The organism is Vibrio sp. 2-1-2a (genome assembly GCF_032648565.1).
GTDB lineage: Bacteria > Pseudomonadota > Gammaproteobacteria > Enterobacterales > Vibrionaceae > Vibrio > Vibrio diabolicus.
Genome location: NZ_WBOH01000014.1, coordinates 42,344 through 60,051 on the forward strand (window position 1 = coordinate 42,344; position 17,708 = coordinate 60,051).

The 17,708-nt window shown below is 45.6% G+C and carries 20 protein-coding genes; 7 read left to right on the forward strand and 13 right to left on the reverse strand.

Annotated elements, in window-relative coordinates; all coding sequences use genetic code 11:
- Nucleotides 1–16: 16 nt before the first annotated feature.
- The gene (gene ftsY / locus F7Y48_RS21925) at nucleotides 17–1,231 is read right to left on the reverse strand and encodes a signal recognition particle-docking protein FtsY (protein WP_258663193.1); all 1,215 of its coding nucleotides are present in this window, start codon (nucleotides 1,229–1,231) and stop codon (nucleotides 17–19) included.
- 230 nt (nucleotides 1,232–1,461) lie between these two features.
- Between ftsY and rsmD the strand changes: the two genes are divergently transcribed.
- Both rsmD and F7Y48_RS21935 read left to right on the forward strand, forming a co-directional pair.
- Nucleotides 1,462–2,061 carry a 16S rRNA (guanine(966)-N(2))-methyltransferase RsmD gene (gene rsmD / locus F7Y48_RS21930; RefSeq protein WP_054868128.1) on the forward strand — a complete coding sequence of 200 codons (600 nt, stop codon included), beginning with the start codon at nucleotides 1,462–1,464 and terminating at the stop codon, nucleotides 2,059–2,061.
- A 25-nt stretch (nucleotides 2,062–2,086) separates the two neighbouring features.
- Nucleotides 2,087–2,353, forward strand: a complete 267-nt coding sequence (locus F7Y48_RS21935; RefSeq protein WP_005378704.1) for a DUF1145 domain-containing protein — start codon at nucleotides 2,087–2,089, stop codon at nucleotides 2,351–2,353.
- Between the two features lie 57 nt (nucleotides 2,354–2,410).
- Here the strand turns inward: F7Y48_RS21935 and F7Y48_RS21940 are convergent, their stop codons facing one another.
- From F7Y48_RS21940 to F7Y48_RS21955, 4 genes are all read right to left on the reverse strand, one after another.
- On the reverse strand, nucleotides 2,411–2,995 hold the full coding sequence (locus F7Y48_RS21940; protein WP_005393807.1) for a YhgN family NAAT transporter: 585 nt from the start codon (nucleotides 2,993–2,995) through the stop codon (nucleotides 2,411–2,413).
- Nucleotides 2,996–3,102: 107 nt separating this feature from the next.
- Nucleotides 3,103–3,324 (reverse strand): YecH family metal-binding protein, encoded by a 222-nt coding sequence (locus F7Y48_RS21945; RefSeq protein WP_005393809.1) that lies wholly within the window; start codon nucleotides 3,322–3,324, stop codon nucleotides 3,103–3,105.
- Between the two features lie 69 nt (nucleotides 3,325–3,393).
- Nucleotides 3,394–4,014, reverse strand: a complete 621-nt coding sequence (locus tag F7Y48_RS21950; protein ID WP_005393811.1) for a lysoplasmalogenase — start codon at nucleotides 4,012–4,014, stop codon at nucleotides 3,394–3,396.
- Nucleotides 4,015–5,096: 1,082 nt separating this feature from the next.
- A complete protein-coding gene (locus F7Y48_RS21955; protein ID WP_005393815.1) occupies nucleotides 5,097–5,465 on the reverse strand; it encodes a hypothetical protein in 369 nt (122 codons plus the stop codon).
- A 328-nt stretch (nucleotides 5,466–5,793) separates the two neighbouring features.
- Here F7Y48_RS21955 and F7Y48_RS21960 point away from each other — a divergent pair, with 328 nt between their 5' ends.
- Complete coding sequence (locus F7Y48_RS21960) at nucleotides 5,794–6,123, forward strand: DUF2500 domain-containing protein (RefSeq protein ID WP_005393817.1); 330 nt, start codon at nucleotides 5,794–5,796, stop codon at nucleotides 6,121–6,123.
- On the opposite strand, the gene F7Y48_RS21965 is transcribed toward F7Y48_RS21960, so the two are convergent.
- The 7 genes from F7Y48_RS21965 to rhtB form a co-directional block, all read right to left on the reverse strand.
- On the reverse strand, nucleotides 6,120–7,133 hold the full coding sequence (locus F7Y48_RS21965; RefSeq protein WP_085344485.1) for an acyltransferase: 1,014 nt from the start codon (nucleotides 7,131–7,133) through the stop codon (nucleotides 6,120–6,122). The two genes, F7Y48_RS21960 and F7Y48_RS21965, sit on opposite strands and share 4 nt — an antisense overlap.
- Nucleotides 7,134–7,411: 278 nt before the next feature.
- The gene (gene arsJ / locus F7Y48_RS21970; protein ID WP_005393820.1) at nucleotides 7,412–8,629 is read right to left on the reverse strand and encodes an organoarsenical effux MFS transporter ArsJ; all 1,218 of its coding nucleotides are present in this window, start codon (nucleotides 8,627–8,629) and stop codon (nucleotides 7,412–7,414) included.
- A 256-nt stretch (nucleotides 8,630–8,885) separates the two neighbouring features.
- The gene (locus F7Y48_RS21975; protein WP_202600835.1) at nucleotides 8,886–9,380 is read right to left on the reverse strand and encodes a cyclin-dependent kinase inhibitor 3 family protein; all 495 of its coding nucleotides are present in this window, start codon (nucleotides 9,378–9,380) and stop codon (nucleotides 8,886–8,888) included.
- A gap of 12 nt (nucleotides 9,381–9,392) precedes the next feature.
- A complete protein-coding gene (locus F7Y48_RS21980; protein ID WP_005393824.1) occupies nucleotides 9,393–10,394 on the reverse strand; it encodes an ArsJ-associated glyceraldehyde-3-phosphate dehydrogenase in 1,002 nt (333 codons plus the stop codon).
- 42 nt (nucleotides 10,395–10,436) lie between these two features.
- A complete protein-coding gene (locus F7Y48_RS21985) occupies nucleotides 10,437–10,772 on the reverse strand; it encodes a metalloregulator ArsR/SmtB family transcription factor (RefSeq protein WP_005393826.1) in 336 nt (111 codons plus the stop codon).
- Between the two features lie 155 nt (nucleotides 10,773–10,927).
- Nucleotides 10,928–12,151: an EAL and HDOD domain-containing protein gene (locus tag F7Y48_RS21990; RefSeq protein ID WP_085344481.1), complete on the reverse strand. Its 1,224-nt coding sequence runs from the start codon at nucleotides 12,149–12,151 to the stop codon at nucleotides 10,928–10,930.
- Between the two features lie 24 nt (nucleotides 12,152–12,175).
- A complete protein-coding gene (gene rhtB, locus F7Y48_RS21995; protein ID WP_005393828.1) occupies nucleotides 12,176–12,793 on the reverse strand; it encodes a homoserine/homoserine lactone efflux protein in 618 nt (205 codons plus the stop codon).
- A 65-nt stretch (nucleotides 12,794–12,858) separates the two neighbouring features.
- Between rhtB and F7Y48_RS22000 the strand changes: the two genes are divergently transcribed.
- Both F7Y48_RS22000 and F7Y48_RS22005 read left to right on the forward strand, forming a co-directional pair.
- Nucleotides 12,859–13,866 (forward strand): alpha/beta fold hydrolase, encoded by a 1,008-nt coding sequence (locus F7Y48_RS22000; protein WP_047010230.1) that lies wholly within the window; start codon nucleotides 12,859–12,861, stop codon nucleotides 13,864–13,866.
- A gap of 236 nt (nucleotides 13,867–14,102) precedes the next feature.
- A complete protein-coding gene (locus F7Y48_RS22005; RefSeq protein ID WP_005393831.1) occupies nucleotides 14,103–14,927 on the forward strand; it encodes a Cof-type HAD-IIB family hydrolase in 825 nt (274 codons plus the stop codon).
- Between the two features lie 53 nt (nucleotides 14,928–14,980).
- Here F7Y48_RS22005 and F7Y48_RS22010 read toward each other — a convergent pair whose 3' ends face one another.
- The gene (locus tag F7Y48_RS22010) at nucleotides 14,981–15,451 is read right to left on the reverse strand and encodes an EVE domain-containing protein (protein ID WP_152815596.1); all 471 of its coding nucleotides are present in this window, start codon (nucleotides 15,449–15,451) and stop codon (nucleotides 14,981–14,983) included.
- 47 nt (nucleotides 15,452–15,498) lie between these two features.
- Here F7Y48_RS22010 and F7Y48_RS22015 point away from each other — a divergent pair, with 47 nt between their 5' ends.
- Both F7Y48_RS22015 and F7Y48_RS22020 read left to right on the forward strand, forming a co-directional pair.
- Nucleotides 15,499–17,049: a hypothetical protein gene (locus F7Y48_RS22015; RefSeq protein ID WP_316685389.1), complete on the forward strand. Its 1,551-nt coding sequence runs from the start codon at nucleotides 15,499–15,501 to the stop codon at nucleotides 17,047–17,049.
- A complete protein-coding gene (locus F7Y48_RS22020; RefSeq protein WP_258645423.1) occupies nucleotides 17,049–17,663 on the forward strand; it encodes a tRNA-uridine aminocarboxypropyltransferase in 615 nt (204 codons plus the stop codon). The genes F7Y48_RS22015 and F7Y48_RS22020 overlap by 1 nt, the downstream gene beginning before the upstream one ends.
- The last annotated feature ends 45 nt before the right edge of the window (nucleotides 17,664–17,708 follow it).

The window sequence follows — 17,708 nt, forward strand, 5'->3', positions numbered from 1 at the left end:
TTTCCTCTAACTCTTTTTATTCTTCACGACTAAACAGTGCGTCAATAAACTCTTGAGTTTCAAATGGACGCAAGTCTTCGATACCTTCACCCACACCAATGTAACGAATTGGAATACCAAACTGATCAGCAATAGCGAAAATTACGCCGCCTTTCGCTGTACCATCCAGCTTAGTCAAAGTAATCCCGGTTAGAGGGGCAACATCACTGAAAAGTTTCGCTTGGCTGATGGCATTTTGCCCTGTACCTGCGTCTAGCGTTAGCATGATCTCGTGTGGTGCAGAGTCATCAATTTTCTTCATCACACGTACAATCTTACGCAGCTCTTCCATTAGGTTCGCTTTGTTCTGTAGACGACCCGCTGTATCAGCAATCACAACATCCACACCACGTGCTTTTGCCGCTTCAATCGCATCATAGATAACAGAAGCACTGTCTGCGCCAGTATGTTGAGCAATCACAGGAACATTATTACGCTCACCCCATACTTGTAGCTGTTCAACCGCCGCCGCACGGAAGGTATCGCCCGCCGCTAGCATCACTTTTTTGCCTTGAGTTTGGAACTGCTTGGCAAGCTTACCGATGGTCGTGGTTTTACCCACGCCATTTACACCAACCATTAAGATGACGTAAGGCGTTTTGTTGCTGTCGATTTCTAGTGGCTGTTCGACTTTAGAAAGAATCTCAGCCATTTCTTCTTTCAACAAACCATAAAGGGCTTCGCCGTCTTTCAGATCGCCACGTGTGGCTTTTTCTGTCAGGTTGTTGATGATTTTTGTTGTGGTATTCATGCCCACATCAGCAATAAGCAGTTGCTCTTCTAGCTCTTCAAATAAGTCCTCATCGATTTTCTTACCGCTGAATAGACCGAAGAAGCCAGCACCAATATTTGCTTTTGTTCGGCTTAGGCTACGTTTAAGACGAGCAAAAAAGCTTTCTGTTGGCTTTTCTTGTTCTTGAACACGAGGCGCGGCCGATACGACTTCTGGCTCCTCTGCTTCTGCTTCTGCTTCTGCTTCTGCTTCTGCTGGGGCAGCCTCCGCTTTTTTCGATTCTTCTTCAAGTTCTGGCGTTGCTTCCGCTTGCTCAGCAGCCGCGTCGGTTTGCTGCTCTTCAGAAGGCGCTTCCACTGCTTCTTCTTTTACTGTTTCTTCAGTTTTTGGTTTTGGGCTTTGTTCTTCGTCACCAAAACCTAGCCACGAAAGTAATCCGCGCTTCTTTTTTTCCGTCATCTGGGGCTATCCTAGATTGTTCTTTTATCTATTAATGACTCTTTTTTGACAAGATTATTATCTGTCTAAAAAAGGCTAATGACAAAGTTGTGAAAACTTTCCGATTAGGTAATTCTAATCTTATTAGTGTTACACTCTGTCATCTTGAATATTCTGGGCTGTATCCAAGCTCCAAGCTCACGGCTTGGGCGATTAGATATAGTATCACTTTATTAGCGGTCAAAAAATCTATGGTAAGACGTCGCCAGCAAAACTCATCACAAAAAAAGCCAACAACGGGCTTTGTTCGCATTATTAGTGGCTTATGGAGAGGCAGAAAACTTCCTGTACACGATGCTGAAGGCTTACGCCCAACGACCGATCGCGTCAAAGAAACGCTATTTAACTGGCTGGCTCAAGATGTGCCGCAAGCAAAATGTCTCGACTTATTTGCCGGCTCCGGCGGCTTAGGCTTTGAGTCGGCTTCGCGCCAAGCAGAGCAAGTGACCATGGTCGAGCTGAACCCACAAGCTTTCCAACAGTTACAAAAGAACGTGGCGTCTCTTAACGCGAACAACATCCAAGTGGTAAATACCGACGCACTGAGCTTTTTAGAACAGCCGGGTACTGCTCACCATGTGGTGTTTATTGACCCACCGTTTCGCAAAGGTCTATTGGATGAGACCGTGGCTCTGCTAGAACAAAATGGCTGGCTCGCGGAAGATGCGATGATTTATATTGAAACAGAAAAAGAACTCAATATTGCCGACTTACCAGAAAACTGGCAGTTACATCGAGAAAAAACAGCAGGCCAAGTGAGCTATCGTCTGTATGAACGTACCTCCGCATAACGCCTCGATTTAAAAGGACACTTAAATGAAAGCATTAATTATGCTGGCCAAAGCGGCTATCGCCTTTGTTTGGTTAGTATTGATCCTCAATATCTTTATGCCGTTTCCCGGCAATGCCGCGATTGCGCTGTACATCATGACCGCTTTTTTGTTCATCATGCACGGTTTGCAAATGGCCATCTTCATTGGCGCATTTGGCGACAAAATTAAAATGAGCAGTTGGGAAAAATATTCTATCCTGATCTTTGGTATTTTTGCCCTGCTCGATATTCGTCGTAAACACATGATGTAATCGCCCAAATACTAAAAAGCCGCTCACAAGAGCGGCTTTTTTATTACGTTTATTCCATCACCCAAGATAGCTCTTAACACCATCCAAAAACATTTGAGTAGAGATCATCACCAGCAACAAGCCCATTAAACGCTCTACCGCTTTTAAGCCACGCTCGCCCAACAAACGATTAAAGAAGCCATAAAACATTAGAATAAAAAATGTTGCGCCCCACGCAATCACAACTGATGCGGACATTTCCAACATTTTTTCTGGATGCTGTGAAGATAGCAAAAGCAATGCTGCAATCACTGAAGGGCCCGCGATCATAGGAATGGCCATCGGAACAATAAAGGGCTCCTCGCCTGCCGCCAGTCCAGTGATGCTGCCAGCACTCGGAAAGATCATCTTAATCGCGATAATGAAGAGAATAATGCCACCTGAAATGCTGAGCGTTTCTGGCTGGACATGCAAAAAACTTAAGATGCTTTGTCCTGCAAACAGAAACAACATCAAGATTAGTAAGGCAAACAGTAGTTCACGAATCAATACCTTACGGCGACGCTTAGGATCGATGTGCTTGAGAATAGACAACACAATCGGCAAATTACCGAGAGGGTCCATGATTAGAAACAGCATGGTCGCTGCAGAAAGAATGTCCATATTCTGGCCTCACCTAAAAAATGGCGGCCAGTGTATAGCAAACTGACAACGTGAGTACATGGCTGAGGGCGAAAACAGCATATTCACCCTCGCATCATAGCCGCCGCTTAGTGATTGCAGACACGCGCCATATTGACCACAAACTTACCTTCAAGCTCACGGATTTTGTCGCGCTTGAGCAAAAATGCTAGCAATGCATCTAAGTCTAGATCATTCAGTTTACAGGTGTGAAAGCGAACGGTGTTGCCAAAGTGCTGTGCCAGCGCTTCGCGATCCATTGGCGTTTCTCGAAGTAGGTTTAGCAGCTCGTGGGCATGGATTTCACTCATTATTGACTCCAGTCATCAAGAACAATACGTCCAGTTTACTGAAATCTTCGGGAGCTGCTTTGACTTAAATTAGTAAATGATAGAGGCAACAATGAGGGCGTGGGCAAAGAAGTAGCTACCACTTACCCACAAATAGGCGTGTTTCATCGGTTTTCGGTAACCGTGTATCGCATACGCCAACGCCGAATAGATCAAAACTAGGGTTCCGCTGAAACCGATAGCATTGGCATAGCTCGGGGCCTGCAACCAAACTTCACCCGCCGCCCAAGCAAGCTGAACCAACATCATCCCCATGATCACAACAGGAAACACCAGAGAGTCGAGTTGAGGTAGCAACAAAAAGAACGCCACGATACTCGCTGCGAGCAGTAGGGCCAACAGCCACCAGACAATCTCACCATTAAGCTGCACCCAAAATGACTTGCTATAGCACACCTGAGCAAGCAAATACGCAGCAAAGTAAATTAGCTTGCGAGTTTTAAACGAGTGCAGCGTATCTGCCACCATAGAAACAATAAGCCCACCCGCAATCCAGTAGGTATATGTTGCGGATGCGCCTTGAGTTAACACCAACACAAGAAGAAGTAGCAGAGTAAAGATTTTAAACACGAGGGATTGTGTCGGGTTAGCTTGTTTTGCTCCCAACACGGAATACACACCTGATAGCCCTATCGCCAGCCAACTCCACATGCCGTATACACCTTTTACTTAAACTCGCCGCTAGTCTAGGTAGACCAGTTTTGATGTAAAGACACAATCTGCGAAAGTTGGATCTCGCTAGCGATTCGAAACATTTTGTAACCCTCAGTCTGCACAACAATTAAGTCGATGAGCCTTAGTGACGGCCATAAATATGGGGCACTGCCCTATCCCATGAGCCAAGTTCATCAAATCACACGGCACAGTAACCCGCGCTTATTAAAACAATTTAACTAAAAGCCAGCCCAATGGCCTTGGTAACCCATCACGTCAAAAACTGATGACTAAACCATCAGACTGCATACATCACAGGCAACAAGAATAAATAACAGACACAAAAAAGAAAATCGTCTTGGTAGCGAGCTAAAATAGTAGAAACCACCGATGAACAGATTAGAACAACATGAAAAATCAAACTTAACTCAATAACAAAAACATCAAATAACGAACGTAAGCTAATGATAAATAAAGCCACATTCTCAATAACCATTGAAAACACCGACTTCATAAACCATCAAATCACTAAACACTTTTTAAGCCCATATTTTCTCATTAGATAAGAAAATTCCCCTTCCACACCTCAACTCAATGATGCACCTCCATAGCACATCTTTTTATTTTCTCAATTTTTGAGAAACACAGACAAAATCGGCAATCAACATACCAACCGAAACAAAAAACAATTTCAAAGCCAACAACAAACCAAGATTGACACCTTAAAATCATACACTTAAATAAAATACGAACAACAATCACACAATACGAGCATTTTAAATACAACACAAAAAACACAGTTTCATTAGTCAAAAACACGTAAAAAAAGACAAGTTAAGTGTATTTTTTGAAAAGATTATCGAGCATATGTTGATCAAACCCCAAAAACAGTGCTATATTAAATTCATCGAGTTCATCAAAGATTAAGGGGTAGTGTTATGATTTCATCTTCTCAAAAACAAGGGCTGGTAATGATTGCAGTGGTTGTGGGTTTAATGACACTGCCAATGATGTACTAACCTACTGATTAAAAATAAAAAAGGACGCAAATGCGTCCTTTTTTATTTATCTGTGCTTTTCTACTGTATGTGTTTGGACAAGATATCCCAATGCATGTAGTAGAAACCAAGAGCGGCGAGCGTAATCAACGTCATTAGCAAAATTGCTGCACGCCAAATAAAACGAGAGCTTCTTGGCGTTAGCTCTTTTTCACAAGCGTCACATGCCGCCATAAAGCCTTTCCGATCATCCAGCTTATAATCGTCTTCGTGAACCACTTTATTACGCACAGTAGCGATAAAACGAAGCTTCGCTATCACGTCATGTGGTAAACGTTCTTCACAACTATTAATAAGTTGGTGTAACCCTTTCCCTTCTGCATGGTACTGAGTACGCAAAAGTTTTTCGATCGTTCGGGTACGCATGACTACTTTTTCAATATCTGACATCGTAACCCTCCTTACCAGACCCTTCCCGTGTTCGTTATTTTTATTCTTCTATAAATTTAGAGCTTTTTCGAGCCGTTAAGTGCAATTTTACTTTCAATTTGTGCCCTTGAGCGCATATAGCCAGACAAGTGAAAGCTGCTTAGTTCAGCTTTAGTGACGTAGCTTGCAGATGAAACAACGATTTCATCGCGCGCCCATTGAGGTAAACCGTGAAGTGCGCCGAATAAAATTCATGTCCCTTTCATTAGATTATGAATAAGTTATCTCAACTCATCGTTTCATCAGTGAGTTCTGTAGAATAGAGCTCAATGAAACATCGGAGGTTAACATGCCAATCTCACTTATTGTCGCCCTGTTCGCCCTTATTGCTTTGGGCGCATGGGTATTTTTTCGTTTCTATAGCAAGCACTATGTGGGCGAAGACGCTCCAGAACAAAGTGCACAGGTAACTATTTTAGATAAGCAAGCTATCGACATCCCAGATGCACCACCAGGCCAAGACGACCAAGAATATTGGATTTATGTCCAACGCGGTTCTATTGGCCCTAAACGAGAGTTCCAAATTGGAGTGCACTACTACCATGCACTCAACCCTGGAGATAAAGGAACGCTAACCTATCGTGGTAACAAATTCCTTCACTTCGCCATCAAACGTTAAGGCAGTAACCAACGAGTCTTGGCAGAGCGAGAAAATAGATAGCTCATCGCCAAGGCTCCAGCTCCACTGATAATGATCCAGACTGGAATCACCCATGCGGGATGTCCGGTGTACCAACCAAAGGCTTTCATCGGCCATAAGAAAATTGGGTGAAGTAAGTAAATCCCCAAGCTGTGCTGACTGATCACACTCACCACTTTTTGTACTTTTGGTGACAAGCCTTCCCCAAAGTAACGACCGATCATGAAAATCATCGAAGCTGCTAGAATGACATTCAGTGTTTTGTAAGATAGCCAGCGTCCAACCGTGTACTTCTCAGCCTCTAGACTGTTTGTCACGACCATAGTAAATGTCACAGCCAACGCGACGAGACCAAACCCTGTAAATAAGGTCACCATAGAGCGGTTCAAAGGCACCTTTTGAAATAAAACATACCCCAGAGGAAGGTAACCCATGTAGAGCCACATTTGGTTACTCCACGGACCATCAATCTTGAACAAAAACAGCGTGCTGGTGAAAATCCAAAATGCGAGATAGGTATACAACACATTGTCATCAACGTTGCGTACCATCCATTGGAACAACGGAATCACAAAATACAGCGGTATAAAGTAATAGAAAAAACCGAGGTGGTAATACGTTGCGTGAAATGGGCTATTGCTTAACACCTCTTTTACGGTTTCAAAGTCAAACCCTTGAGCCGTCCAGCCAGAGAGGTATGCATAAAACATCGACCAAATAAGAAATGGGACTAAGACTTTGCCTAAACGCCTTTTGATATAATACTTACCGTCAAATGGTCGAGTGTCACTGAGCATCAACGCTCCGGTGATCAGAATGAAAACTGGCACCGCCCAGCGGGTAACGCTATTAACGCCTACGGCCGTCAACCACTGGTCAAACGGAATCACTCCTAACTCATTTCGATAAGGGGCCAAGACGTGAATGGCGATCACTGCCACCGCAGCAAAGCAGCGCAATAAATCAAAAAACAGAACCCTTTCTCTCATACCTTTCCCTACTTTGAGTCGCTTATCGTTTATAGCATAGGGTAAATCTCAGCCAGTGAAATGGTTAACAATCTGTTTTTGCTTATTTTTAACGCAACAATGACCTACAACGGGGATTTCATCGCCACTCTAATCAATTAACGAGAACCAAACATCAGCATTCACCCTCGATGCCAAACCCACACAGTTTGATTACATCAAACGGCGCATAAGAAACAAAAATGGCTCCAAGTTGGAGCCATTTTGTACGATCTACAGATAAAAACACCGGGCAAAATTTACGCTGTGGCAACGTTAGCTTTTGGCAACTTAATCGAAATCAACGTCGTCAGCGCCAAGAAAGCAAAGGAGACCCATAAGCACGCCGCAAGACCAGCCTCTTGGTAGATCCAACCCGATAATACCGTGCCAATCAAACGTCCCATCGCATTGGCCATGTAATAGAAGCCAACATCCAGAGACACACCATCGCCTTTGGCATAGCTCACAATCAGATACGAGTGAAGTGAAGAGTTAATGGCAAACACAGCACCAAAAATCATTAACCCCACAACAATTACCAACTCAGGCTGCCAGCCGATTTGCACACCATAAGCAATACCGCCCGTAATTAACGCAAGAATTCCTGCCCATACTAATGCTGCACTACCATCAGGCACGCGACCTTGCGCTTTGCCAGTAATACGCGGCGCAAAGCCTTGCACAAACCCATAAGCAATGACCCATGCGGCTAAAAAGCCACCGACCCACAAGTGATCCCAGCCAAACACACTGCCGAGATAAATAGGCAGAGCGACCACAAACCACACATCACGCGCCCCAAACAAGAACATACGTGCCGCAGATAAAATATTTATAGATTCAGATTTGGAGAAAATTTGGCGAAACTTAGGTTTGCTCTTTGCTTTACCCATGTCAGCTTCTAGCCAGATCATGCTGCAAACAAACACCAATGCCAGCACACTCGCCATAATAAACATCGAGTTTTGGAAACCCACCCAAGACAACAACAAGCCACCGACAAAGAAACCCGCTCCTTTGAGCGCGTTCTTCGAGCCCGTCAAAATGGCCACCCATTTGTAAAGCGCGCCTTGCTGCTCGTCTGGCACTAGCGTTTTAATCGCACTCTTGGCACTCATCTTGTTGAGGTCTTTGGCAATCCCCGACAAAGCTTGTGCCGCCATCACCCAAGGAATCGTCAGCCATGCGTTGGGTACTGCCAGCATCAACAACGCAAACACTTGCATCGCTAAACCAATGTTCATGGTTTTGTTCAAGCCTAACCTTGCGCCCAACCAACCACCAATCAAATTGGTCACCACACCAAAAAATTCATAGAAAAGGAACAGTGAGGCAATAGCTAACGTGGAATAACCCAAGTCGTGAAAATAGAGCACCACCAGCATACGCAGCGCTCCGTCGGTCACGGTAAAGTTCCAATAGTTAAACGTCACTAACATGTACTGACGAATACTTTTGCTCAATTGAGAAATCATATTGACCTCTTATGTACAGCGATAGAAGCATTTAGATCATCATGTGCCAAATGCTTATTAACCTGTACACCAACCATAAGGCGATACAACCTTAGTTCGAATTCACAAACACACCAAAATTTACAAATGGACAAAGATAACCAATAAAAACAAAAACTTAAATTGAAATTTTTAGTTTTACTGCTGACCTATTTTCCATTATATAAACTGGAACATAGCTTTTGGATCATGATGTTCCAAAAGCTATTTAAGCTGATCAAGCGTCTTTCGCCACGCGTTCGATGTACTCAAGCTGCACCGGTTTTGTAAACGCACCAGGGCGAAGAGCCTGCACTTCTCGCACGATATCTTCTAACTGCCATTTCTTCTCTAGCAACAAGTGAGCCGCAAACAAACCTGTGCGACCCGAGCCGCCCATGCAGTGCATCGCGACTTTGCCACCTTGAGCAAGAATCGCATGCAGTTCCGGACTGGCTTGGTGCCACTTCGCCGCAAATTCTTCACTTGGTGCGCAGTCATCTTCAATCTCGATCTGGAACCATTTCATGCCCAGCTGCTGAGTGGTGTCACCCAAAGCCGCAACGTCTTTCGCTGCTAACTCGCTATCGTCCAATGCGGTAACGACCGCTTGAACCCCCTGCTCCTTCAACTGTTCCAACGACGCTTTCAACTCGACGCCTTTGGTACCCGGGCACGGTGTCAGAACTAATGCACCGGAGTCCAAATCTAATTGCCATGTAGGATGAGACATTGTGAACTCCTGTTATGCCAGACCAACGTTTCGAACCAATTCTGCGGTGCGCGTTGCGTATCCCATTTCATTGTCGTACCAGGCGTAAATCTTCACCATTCGTGAGCCAACCACCATGGTGGATTGTGCATCAACGATGGTTGAGCGTTGGTCGCCTTTGTAATCGATCGACACTAACGGACGTTCCTCAAAGCCAAGAATGCCTTTTAGCTCCCCTTCCGACGCTTCTTTCAGCAAAGCATTCACTTCTTCTGCTGTGGTATCGCGTTTTACATCGAAGATGATGTCGGTCAATGACGCATTCGCCAACGGTACACGTACCGCGTGGCCGTTAATCTTGCCTTTTAAATCTGGGAAAATTTCCACAATCGCAGTCGCACTACCGGTAGTGGTCGGGATAAGACTCATGCCGCACGCACGAGCACGGCGCAGATCTTTATGTGGCGCATCCAAAATGGTTTGCGTATTGGTCAAATCGTGAATTGTCGTGAAAGAGGATTGCTCAATGCCCAACTTCTCATGAATGACTTTCACCACAGGCGCTATACAGTTTGTTGTGCACGAAGCGGCTGTCACGATACGATGTTTTTCAGGGTCGAAAATATGATCGTTCACGCCAACAACAATGTTCGCAATGCCTTCTTCTTTCACTGGCGCACTCACCACCACGCGCTTCACACCTTGATCGAGGTATTGGTCTAGGTACGAGGTTTTGCGGTGTACACCTGTCGCTTCAATCACAACATCGCAGCCAGACCAGTTCACAGCGTCGATATCACGTTGCTGAGTCGTGGCGATGCGCTTGCCATTGATGACGAGCTCATTGCCCTCAACCTGCACTTCATGGTGCCAACGACCTTGCACTGAATCGAACTCTAATAAGTGGCCAAGCGTCGCTGCATCACCTGCGACATCGTTGATTTGCACAAACTCTAACTCTGGCCAATCGAATGCCGCTCGCAGTGCTAAACGACCAATTCGGCCAAAGCCATTAATGCCTACTTTAATTGTCATAGTTTTACCCTTTAATCTTCTACCTTGAATCTCTGTTTGCTATTAACAGCAAGCCTCACGACTTTTATCGTGCAAGCGTGTGATGTCGTCTTGGTACTCTTGCTTCAAACAGTTTGATGCCACTAAGTCTTCAATCAGCTTACGCATCCAACCTGGTAATTGCTGCGATAACTCGTAGTACACCCATTGCCCTCGGCGTTTATCCACCAAGATGCCACTGGAGCGTAACTGAGCAAGATGACGAGAAACTTTCGGCTGACTCTCTTGCAACGCAAACGCCAAATCACCCACGCAAGTTTCGCCTTCACGGGCCACCAGCATTAAACAACGTACGCGCGTTTCATCGGATAACAGCTTGAAAAACTGATGTGGAAGCATAATAAACATACCTATATATGGATATGCGTATATATTTATTTAACTCTGAGATGTCGTCAAGAGTGATCCCAGAATCGTCATAAAAGTTTCACATCGAAAGAGCTAATAAAGATTGAGAGAAGAACGGTTAGAGAGAATAAAGATACGGCAGAAATTTACGCGGTTGCGACGTTTTGACTCCAGCGAACCGCTTCGCCTAACGAGAGCTTGACCTCTTCCAAAGACAATCCCAACTGCATCGTGATTTTTTCAACGCCTGACCAGTCGGCACGCTCGTAACACTCTTCGAGAGAAATCAGCGCACCATAAACCCCCTTGCGATGTAATAAGGCTTGTTGTACAGATTCGCTAAGTGGCAATTGCTTGACTAAAGATTCCACCGACAAATCAAGCATCGCATCTAAAATCGATAATAAGCCGACCATAAACCCCTGTTCGTTGAGGTGGGAAAATGGCTGATAACGCGACATTAATTGGCAGAACTGCGCTCGTTGTAATGAAAGGTGGTAAAGTTCTCGAGGCTTGTTACTAGAGATATACGACGCCACGACCAAGGAGACAAACTGCTTAAGATTATCCTGACCAAGGTAGATCAAGGCCTGACGAAACGAGCTGATTTCGACAGCCAGGTTCGGCGCTTGCGTATTTACAAAGCGCAATAATTTGTACGACAACGCGACATCTTGCGTAATGATGGTTTCAATACGAGTAAAGTCTGGCTCTGGTGAGCAGACTTCACGAAAAAGCTGTAGCGCTAACACTTGCTCAGGGCTCACGTATTTTGTTTGCGAAACTAATGGCTTACTAAAAAAGTAGCCTTGGAAAAACTTAAAGCCAGCCGCTTTGGCTTGCTCAAACTCTTCTGCGGTTTCAACACGTTCCGCCAAAAAGTGATACTTGACGCGTTTAGCAAGGTGAGCTTTGACCAACGCACACGCTTTTTCCAGCCCCATTGCCATGATATCGAGTTTAACGATGTGCACGTAAGGTAAGAAGCGACGCCACTCCGGCGTTAAGGTGAAATCATCCAGCGCGATCAAATAACCTTCTCGATACAACTCGCGAATCGCATCGAGAAGATCATCGGTCGGCTGGCAAGTTTCCAGGACTTCGACGACGATTTTGTTTTTTGGCAAGCTGCGCGGTAAGCGGCGCACCAAGCTTTGATGAGGAAAATTGATAAAGCATCGCGAAGAAGCAATCACTGGGTTAGTGCCCAGTGATAGGAAATTCTCGACAATTAATCGGTATGTTGCTCGGTTTGACTCAATATGCGAAGGGTATGCGTTACTCTCCCCATCTCGAAACAACAATTCATAACCCAGCGTCTGTCTTTTGCGGTTAAAGATCGGCTGGCGAGCAACATACGTTGTATTCATGCTAAAGAAGGACCTATAAATGGCTTATGACTTTGCAGCTGCTAATAATGCACCACAACCCATAAACATTGAACCGAAGACTTTGTTTATTTTCCCCATGATTTTATCGGAGCGAATAAAACGTCCCATTTGCGCCGCCAAGGTGGTGTAACCCAACATCACGCACGCGTCGATCACAACAGTCGTAACACCAAGCACCAACAGTTGCGTCAGTTGGTCTTGTGCCGGGTCAATAAACTGTGGAAACAACGCCACCAGAAAAACAATCGATTTAGGGTTCGTCAGGTTAATCAAAATAGCTTTGTACAAGAGTGCCATGCCAGACATGTCTTTGTGGCTCTCAGCCGCCACCAAGCTGGAAGTGTCTCGCCATTTCTGGATACCCAACCAAACCAAATAAGCCGCGCCAACCCATTTAATGACAGAAAATGCCGTTGCCGATTGTGCGACTAGCGCACCAATTCCTGCCCCAACTAACGCAATGTGAATAGCCAAACCAATTTGGAGACCGATCACAGCCCCCAAAGATTTGCGAGTACCGTAACTCAAACCATTGCTGATTGAGTTCACCGTGCCAGACCCCGGAGCCAAACTAAAAACGATTGCAGTTACTACATAAGCTAACCAGACGTGGGTATCCATTGCATTTCCTCACTAATTCTTCGATGATACATCGCGTAAACAACGTATCTTCAGGTAATCGACTAATGGCTACTAACCATTCACCTTTGACTTATACTCAAGAGTCATTATTTGAGCAAGCAATTGGTGGTCCGATCGCGGCACTTTGGCAAACTCGCCAAGAAGGCTTTGTTAAAGGAACTGAGAAAAAGAACATCTACTGGTGCAAACTGACCAATCCAGAACATAAAAAAGCCGTGCTCATCGTTAATGGGCGCATTGAATCTTCCTGGAAATACCAAGAACTGTTTTACGATCTCTATCGCCAAGGCTTCGACGTCTATTCCTTTGACCACCGCGGACAAGGTTTATCAGATCGTCTATTGTCTGACTCAGATATGGGTCACGTCTATGACTTTACTGATTATATTGACGATATGGACGTGGTCGTAAACAAACACGACCTTAGCGACTATCAGCAATGTTTCATCATTGCCCACTCCATGGGCGGCGCAATCGCTACACGTTATCTGCAAACTCACCCAGAACATCCCTTTACCGGCTTGATTCTTAGTGCGCCTATGTTTGGTATTAATCTGCCATGGTACTTATCGCCAATAGCGATTCCAGTGACACAAATTATGTCAGCGGTATCGACTTTGCCACGCTATGCACCAGGACATCAAGCCTACTTCCCTAAACCCTTTGAAGATAACCCACTCAGCCAAAGTTACGGCCGCTACCAATGGTTCCGAAATCTCTATACGGAAAAACCGGAACTGCAAGTCGGTGGACCGAGCACACGATGGGTATGGCAAGGGCTAATGGCAGCAAAACAATGCTTTTTATTGACTCGCCAAGTCAAAGTACCGGTGCTCCTGATTCAAGCTGGGAACGATCGTATTGTCAGCAATCTGGCACAAAAACGTTTTATCGATAAATTGCGTAAAACCAACCCACATGCGGAGCTACTTTCTATCGAAGGCGCACAGCATGAGATCTTATTCGAGACCGACCAGTATCGTAATCAAGCACTCGATGCGATCTTCCGCTTTATGAATGACCCGAAATCATCGCCAAACGAAAAAACATAATAAGAACTCTAGGCGACCATTTCACGGCCATGATTAAAGAGGAAATGTCTGCACATTGATTTACCCTCTTTTTCATCCTCATTTTGACGTACACTGCTTGGGTCTGGCTGCGTTGAACCATGCAGATGCAACCGACCAAAGTTCCCCCGCATTCGGAGCAGCATGATCTAGTCAGTCTGCTGTACTCCGTTTGCAATCACCTGTTCCACACTATCCAAACCGTTTACGAGGACTTCATGAGCACATCGCTACCTTGCAAAGAGATCACTAAAATCGTTGCCTCTGATCTGGATGGCACGTTACTCGCACCAAACCATCAGCTCAGTGCTTACTCAAAAGAGACGCTAAAAGCGCTGCATGAAAAGGGTTACACCTTTGTCTTTGCAACAGGCCGTCACCACGTAGACGTTGCGAGCATCCGTCGTCAGGTCGGTATTCCGGCTTACATGATCACCTCGAACGGTGCCCGTGTGCATGACCAGGAAGATCAGTTGATGTACAGCGAGAATGTCCCTGCAGAACTGGTTCAAGGCGTGATCGACACGATCAAGCACGATCAAGAAATACTTATCCACATGTATCAAAATGACAGTTGGTTGATGAACAAAGACGACGAAACGTTGCGTGATTTCCATGACGAATTCACATACGTCTTATTCGATGAAGACCAAGCGCCAACTGACGGTATTGCGAAAATCTTCTTCACCCATCCGGCACAAGATCACGAACGCTTGGTGGTGTTTGAAAACAAACTACGTGAACAATTTGGCGATAAGCTGAATATTGCGTTTTCAACACCATGGTGCTTGGAAGTAATGAGTGCAGGTGTGTCTAAAGGCCATGCTCTTGAAGCGGTAGCGAAAAAGCTCGGCCTCACGTTAGAAAATTGCGTGGCATTTGGTGATGGCATGAATGACGTAGAAATGCTGTCGATGGCAGGTAAAGGATTGGTCATGGGTACATCACACGAGAAAGTGATGAAAGCATTGCCAAATAACGAAGTGATTGGCAGCAATGCAGAAGATGCGGTTGCACACTACCTACAAGATCACTTGCTGTAAGCTGCAATACTCCAAATAATAACAAAGGGCTGCACATTCGCAGCCCTTTTCTTTTATCGCTGACTTGGCAACTTCTCTTTGCCAAGGATCGCTTCCCACTCTTCTTCTGTCACTGGCATGATCGACAAGCGATTTCCACGTTTCACCAATGGCATGTTCTCAAGTTCTGGCATCGCTTTCATCACCGATAACGGAATCACTCGCGCCGTTTTACGCACGAATTCGACATCCACCATAATCCAACGCGGGTTGTCTGGGTCTGACTTTGGGTCGAAATAATCGCTTTCAGGATCGAACTGGAAATGATCGGGATAGGCTTCTCTCACGACTTTAGCAATACCGGCAACGCCAACATTCTTGCAAGAAGAGTGATAAATCAGGACGAAATCGCCCACCTTCACTTGGTCACGCATCATATTGCGCGCCTGATAATTACGAACTCCCTCCCAACATGAAACCTTTTGGGTTCGAAGCGTGTCAATAGAAAAGGTATCTGGTTCAGTTTTAAATAACCAATATGCCATAATGCCATCCGATGCCGATTGAGTAATAATAATGAGGAAGATATAACATGAAGGCTTTGAAAAACCCAGTGGCGCTTGCCACTCTGCTGGTTCTGCAAGCATGTAGTTCGCAGCCGCCACAATCTGGCGCTGCCGACCCATCTTCTCCACCAGCCACCTTAGATAAGCCTGACAACATTCAACCTCAAACCTTTATGCTACGTGGAAAAGTGATCGTCGGTCACGAGAGTCAATACATCATGCCTTGTGGCAGCGACAAGCAATATTGGTTACAACTGTCACCACAGCAAATGCAACGAGCAATTCAGTTAAATAACGAGCCTTACCAGACCATGTATGGCGAGGTTATCGGCCATCTCAACCCACCGGGCATCGATGGGTTTTCTGCCGATTTCGATGCTAACTTTGTCGTGGAACAAGTGAACTTCCTGACAACGGAAAACCCAAACCGTTGTCAGCAACCAAACAAACCAACTCGCGTGTTTGGTAATGAGCCTTCTTGGTCGGCAAGCTTTGAGGCTAATGGACTGACATTCCAGCAAATCGGCAAACAAACCAAAAAATTAGCGATTAAGAGCAGTCAACTTCAACCTCGCCAGCGCACATATCAACTACAAGATGGTGAACTTCGCCTAACAGAAAACCTCTGCTTAGATACGATGAGTGATTCTTTGTATGGCTGGAAAGCGACGCTAAAACATGATGGCGACACTTATCAAGGTTGTGGTACAGCTGCAAACGTGGACGCTACGCTTGGCTGGGCCAATACCTATGTCGCGACTTCAACCCAATCACAAGGTTTTGAGGTGCAAATGACCTTAAACCCAGACCACAGCGCCACAACAAAATACAGTTACGCCAATGGGCAAGCACCGTTAATCGAGCGTGGGTACTGGCAACAATTAAGCCCGTCTCAGGTTCAAGTCGTCATGACACATCATCAACAACAAAGACTGATGTCAGAGCGACTGTTTACGCGAGAAGGCAATCAGCTCAAAGCGACCAAAGAAAAAGTCGGTAACTTGGTATACCCAATCGCCGATGGTGGTTTAGTGCTTTACCCTGCCACCGTTCGTGATGAGGGCATGATGCAACCAGCCGAGAAACGCGCCAACAAGCCCATCAGCAGTGCAGACGTACCTTCTAGTGCGGAGTTTGACTCCAAAGTAGATGCCGCCGTGCGCAACTACTTCTTCATTCACCAAACCAACCCCAACAACAACCAGTACCGTTGGCTAACTTATGACCTCAACGGCGATGGTAACGAAGAGCTATTAGTACAGCTGGATTGGTGTGGTTCCGGTGGCTGTACATTGCTGATCTTTGAACATCACGAAAAAGAGTGGCGCTTCAATAGCCGCATCACACTGGTACAAAGCCCGATTATGCTCGGCCAACAAACCTCTCATGGCTGGCGAGATCTAATTTTTAATGTCAGCGGTGGCGGAGCTAAGGCAGCGCAACACGTGATGCAATACAGTGGGGTTAGCTACCCACTCAACCCAAGCATGGCACCAACGGCAACGCCAAACCAAATCAGTGGCGTGCGTCTGTTCTCGGATGGGGTTAGCCCTGTGCGCGAAGGAGTTCGTCTGTAATGTCGCAACCGTGTCCAAATTGTGGTTTTAAATTCAACTGTATGTGCTCATTGGTGCCGAAACTTACCAGCGAGCACAACATCTTGCTGTTGATGCATCCGAATGAACTGACGCGTGATACTAATACCGGCCAGCTACTAGAGCAGTGCCAACTCAATATTGAGCGAGTAATCTGGGACCGAAAACAACCACCAGCAGAATTGCTCGCTCGATTAGCTGATCCGTCGCTGTATCCAGTGCTTCTATTCCCAAGTGAAGAAAGCGTCACACTCGAACATGTGGCGCTCCAAAGCCAACAACAAACCAAAAATCCGCTGTTTATTATTTTGGATGCCACCTGGCAAGAGGCGCGCAAGATGATCAACAAGAGCCGTTGGTTAGAAAGTATCCCTACTATGGAGCTGTCTGCATCGGCAGACTCGCAATATCAGCTGCGACGCAACCAACAACAAGGTAACTTGTGCACGTTTGAAGTCGCCGCACATTTACTCGGACAACTAGGCGAGCAAAATAACCAGCAAAAAATGCTCACATTCTTTGCTCACTACCTTGCACTATTTCAAGCCGAAAAAAGTGGACACGCTCTCAAGCAATCACCGAGCTCACGCAACTAAAACCGAATTACTCAAAATAAAAACGCAGCCAAGGCTGCGTTTTTA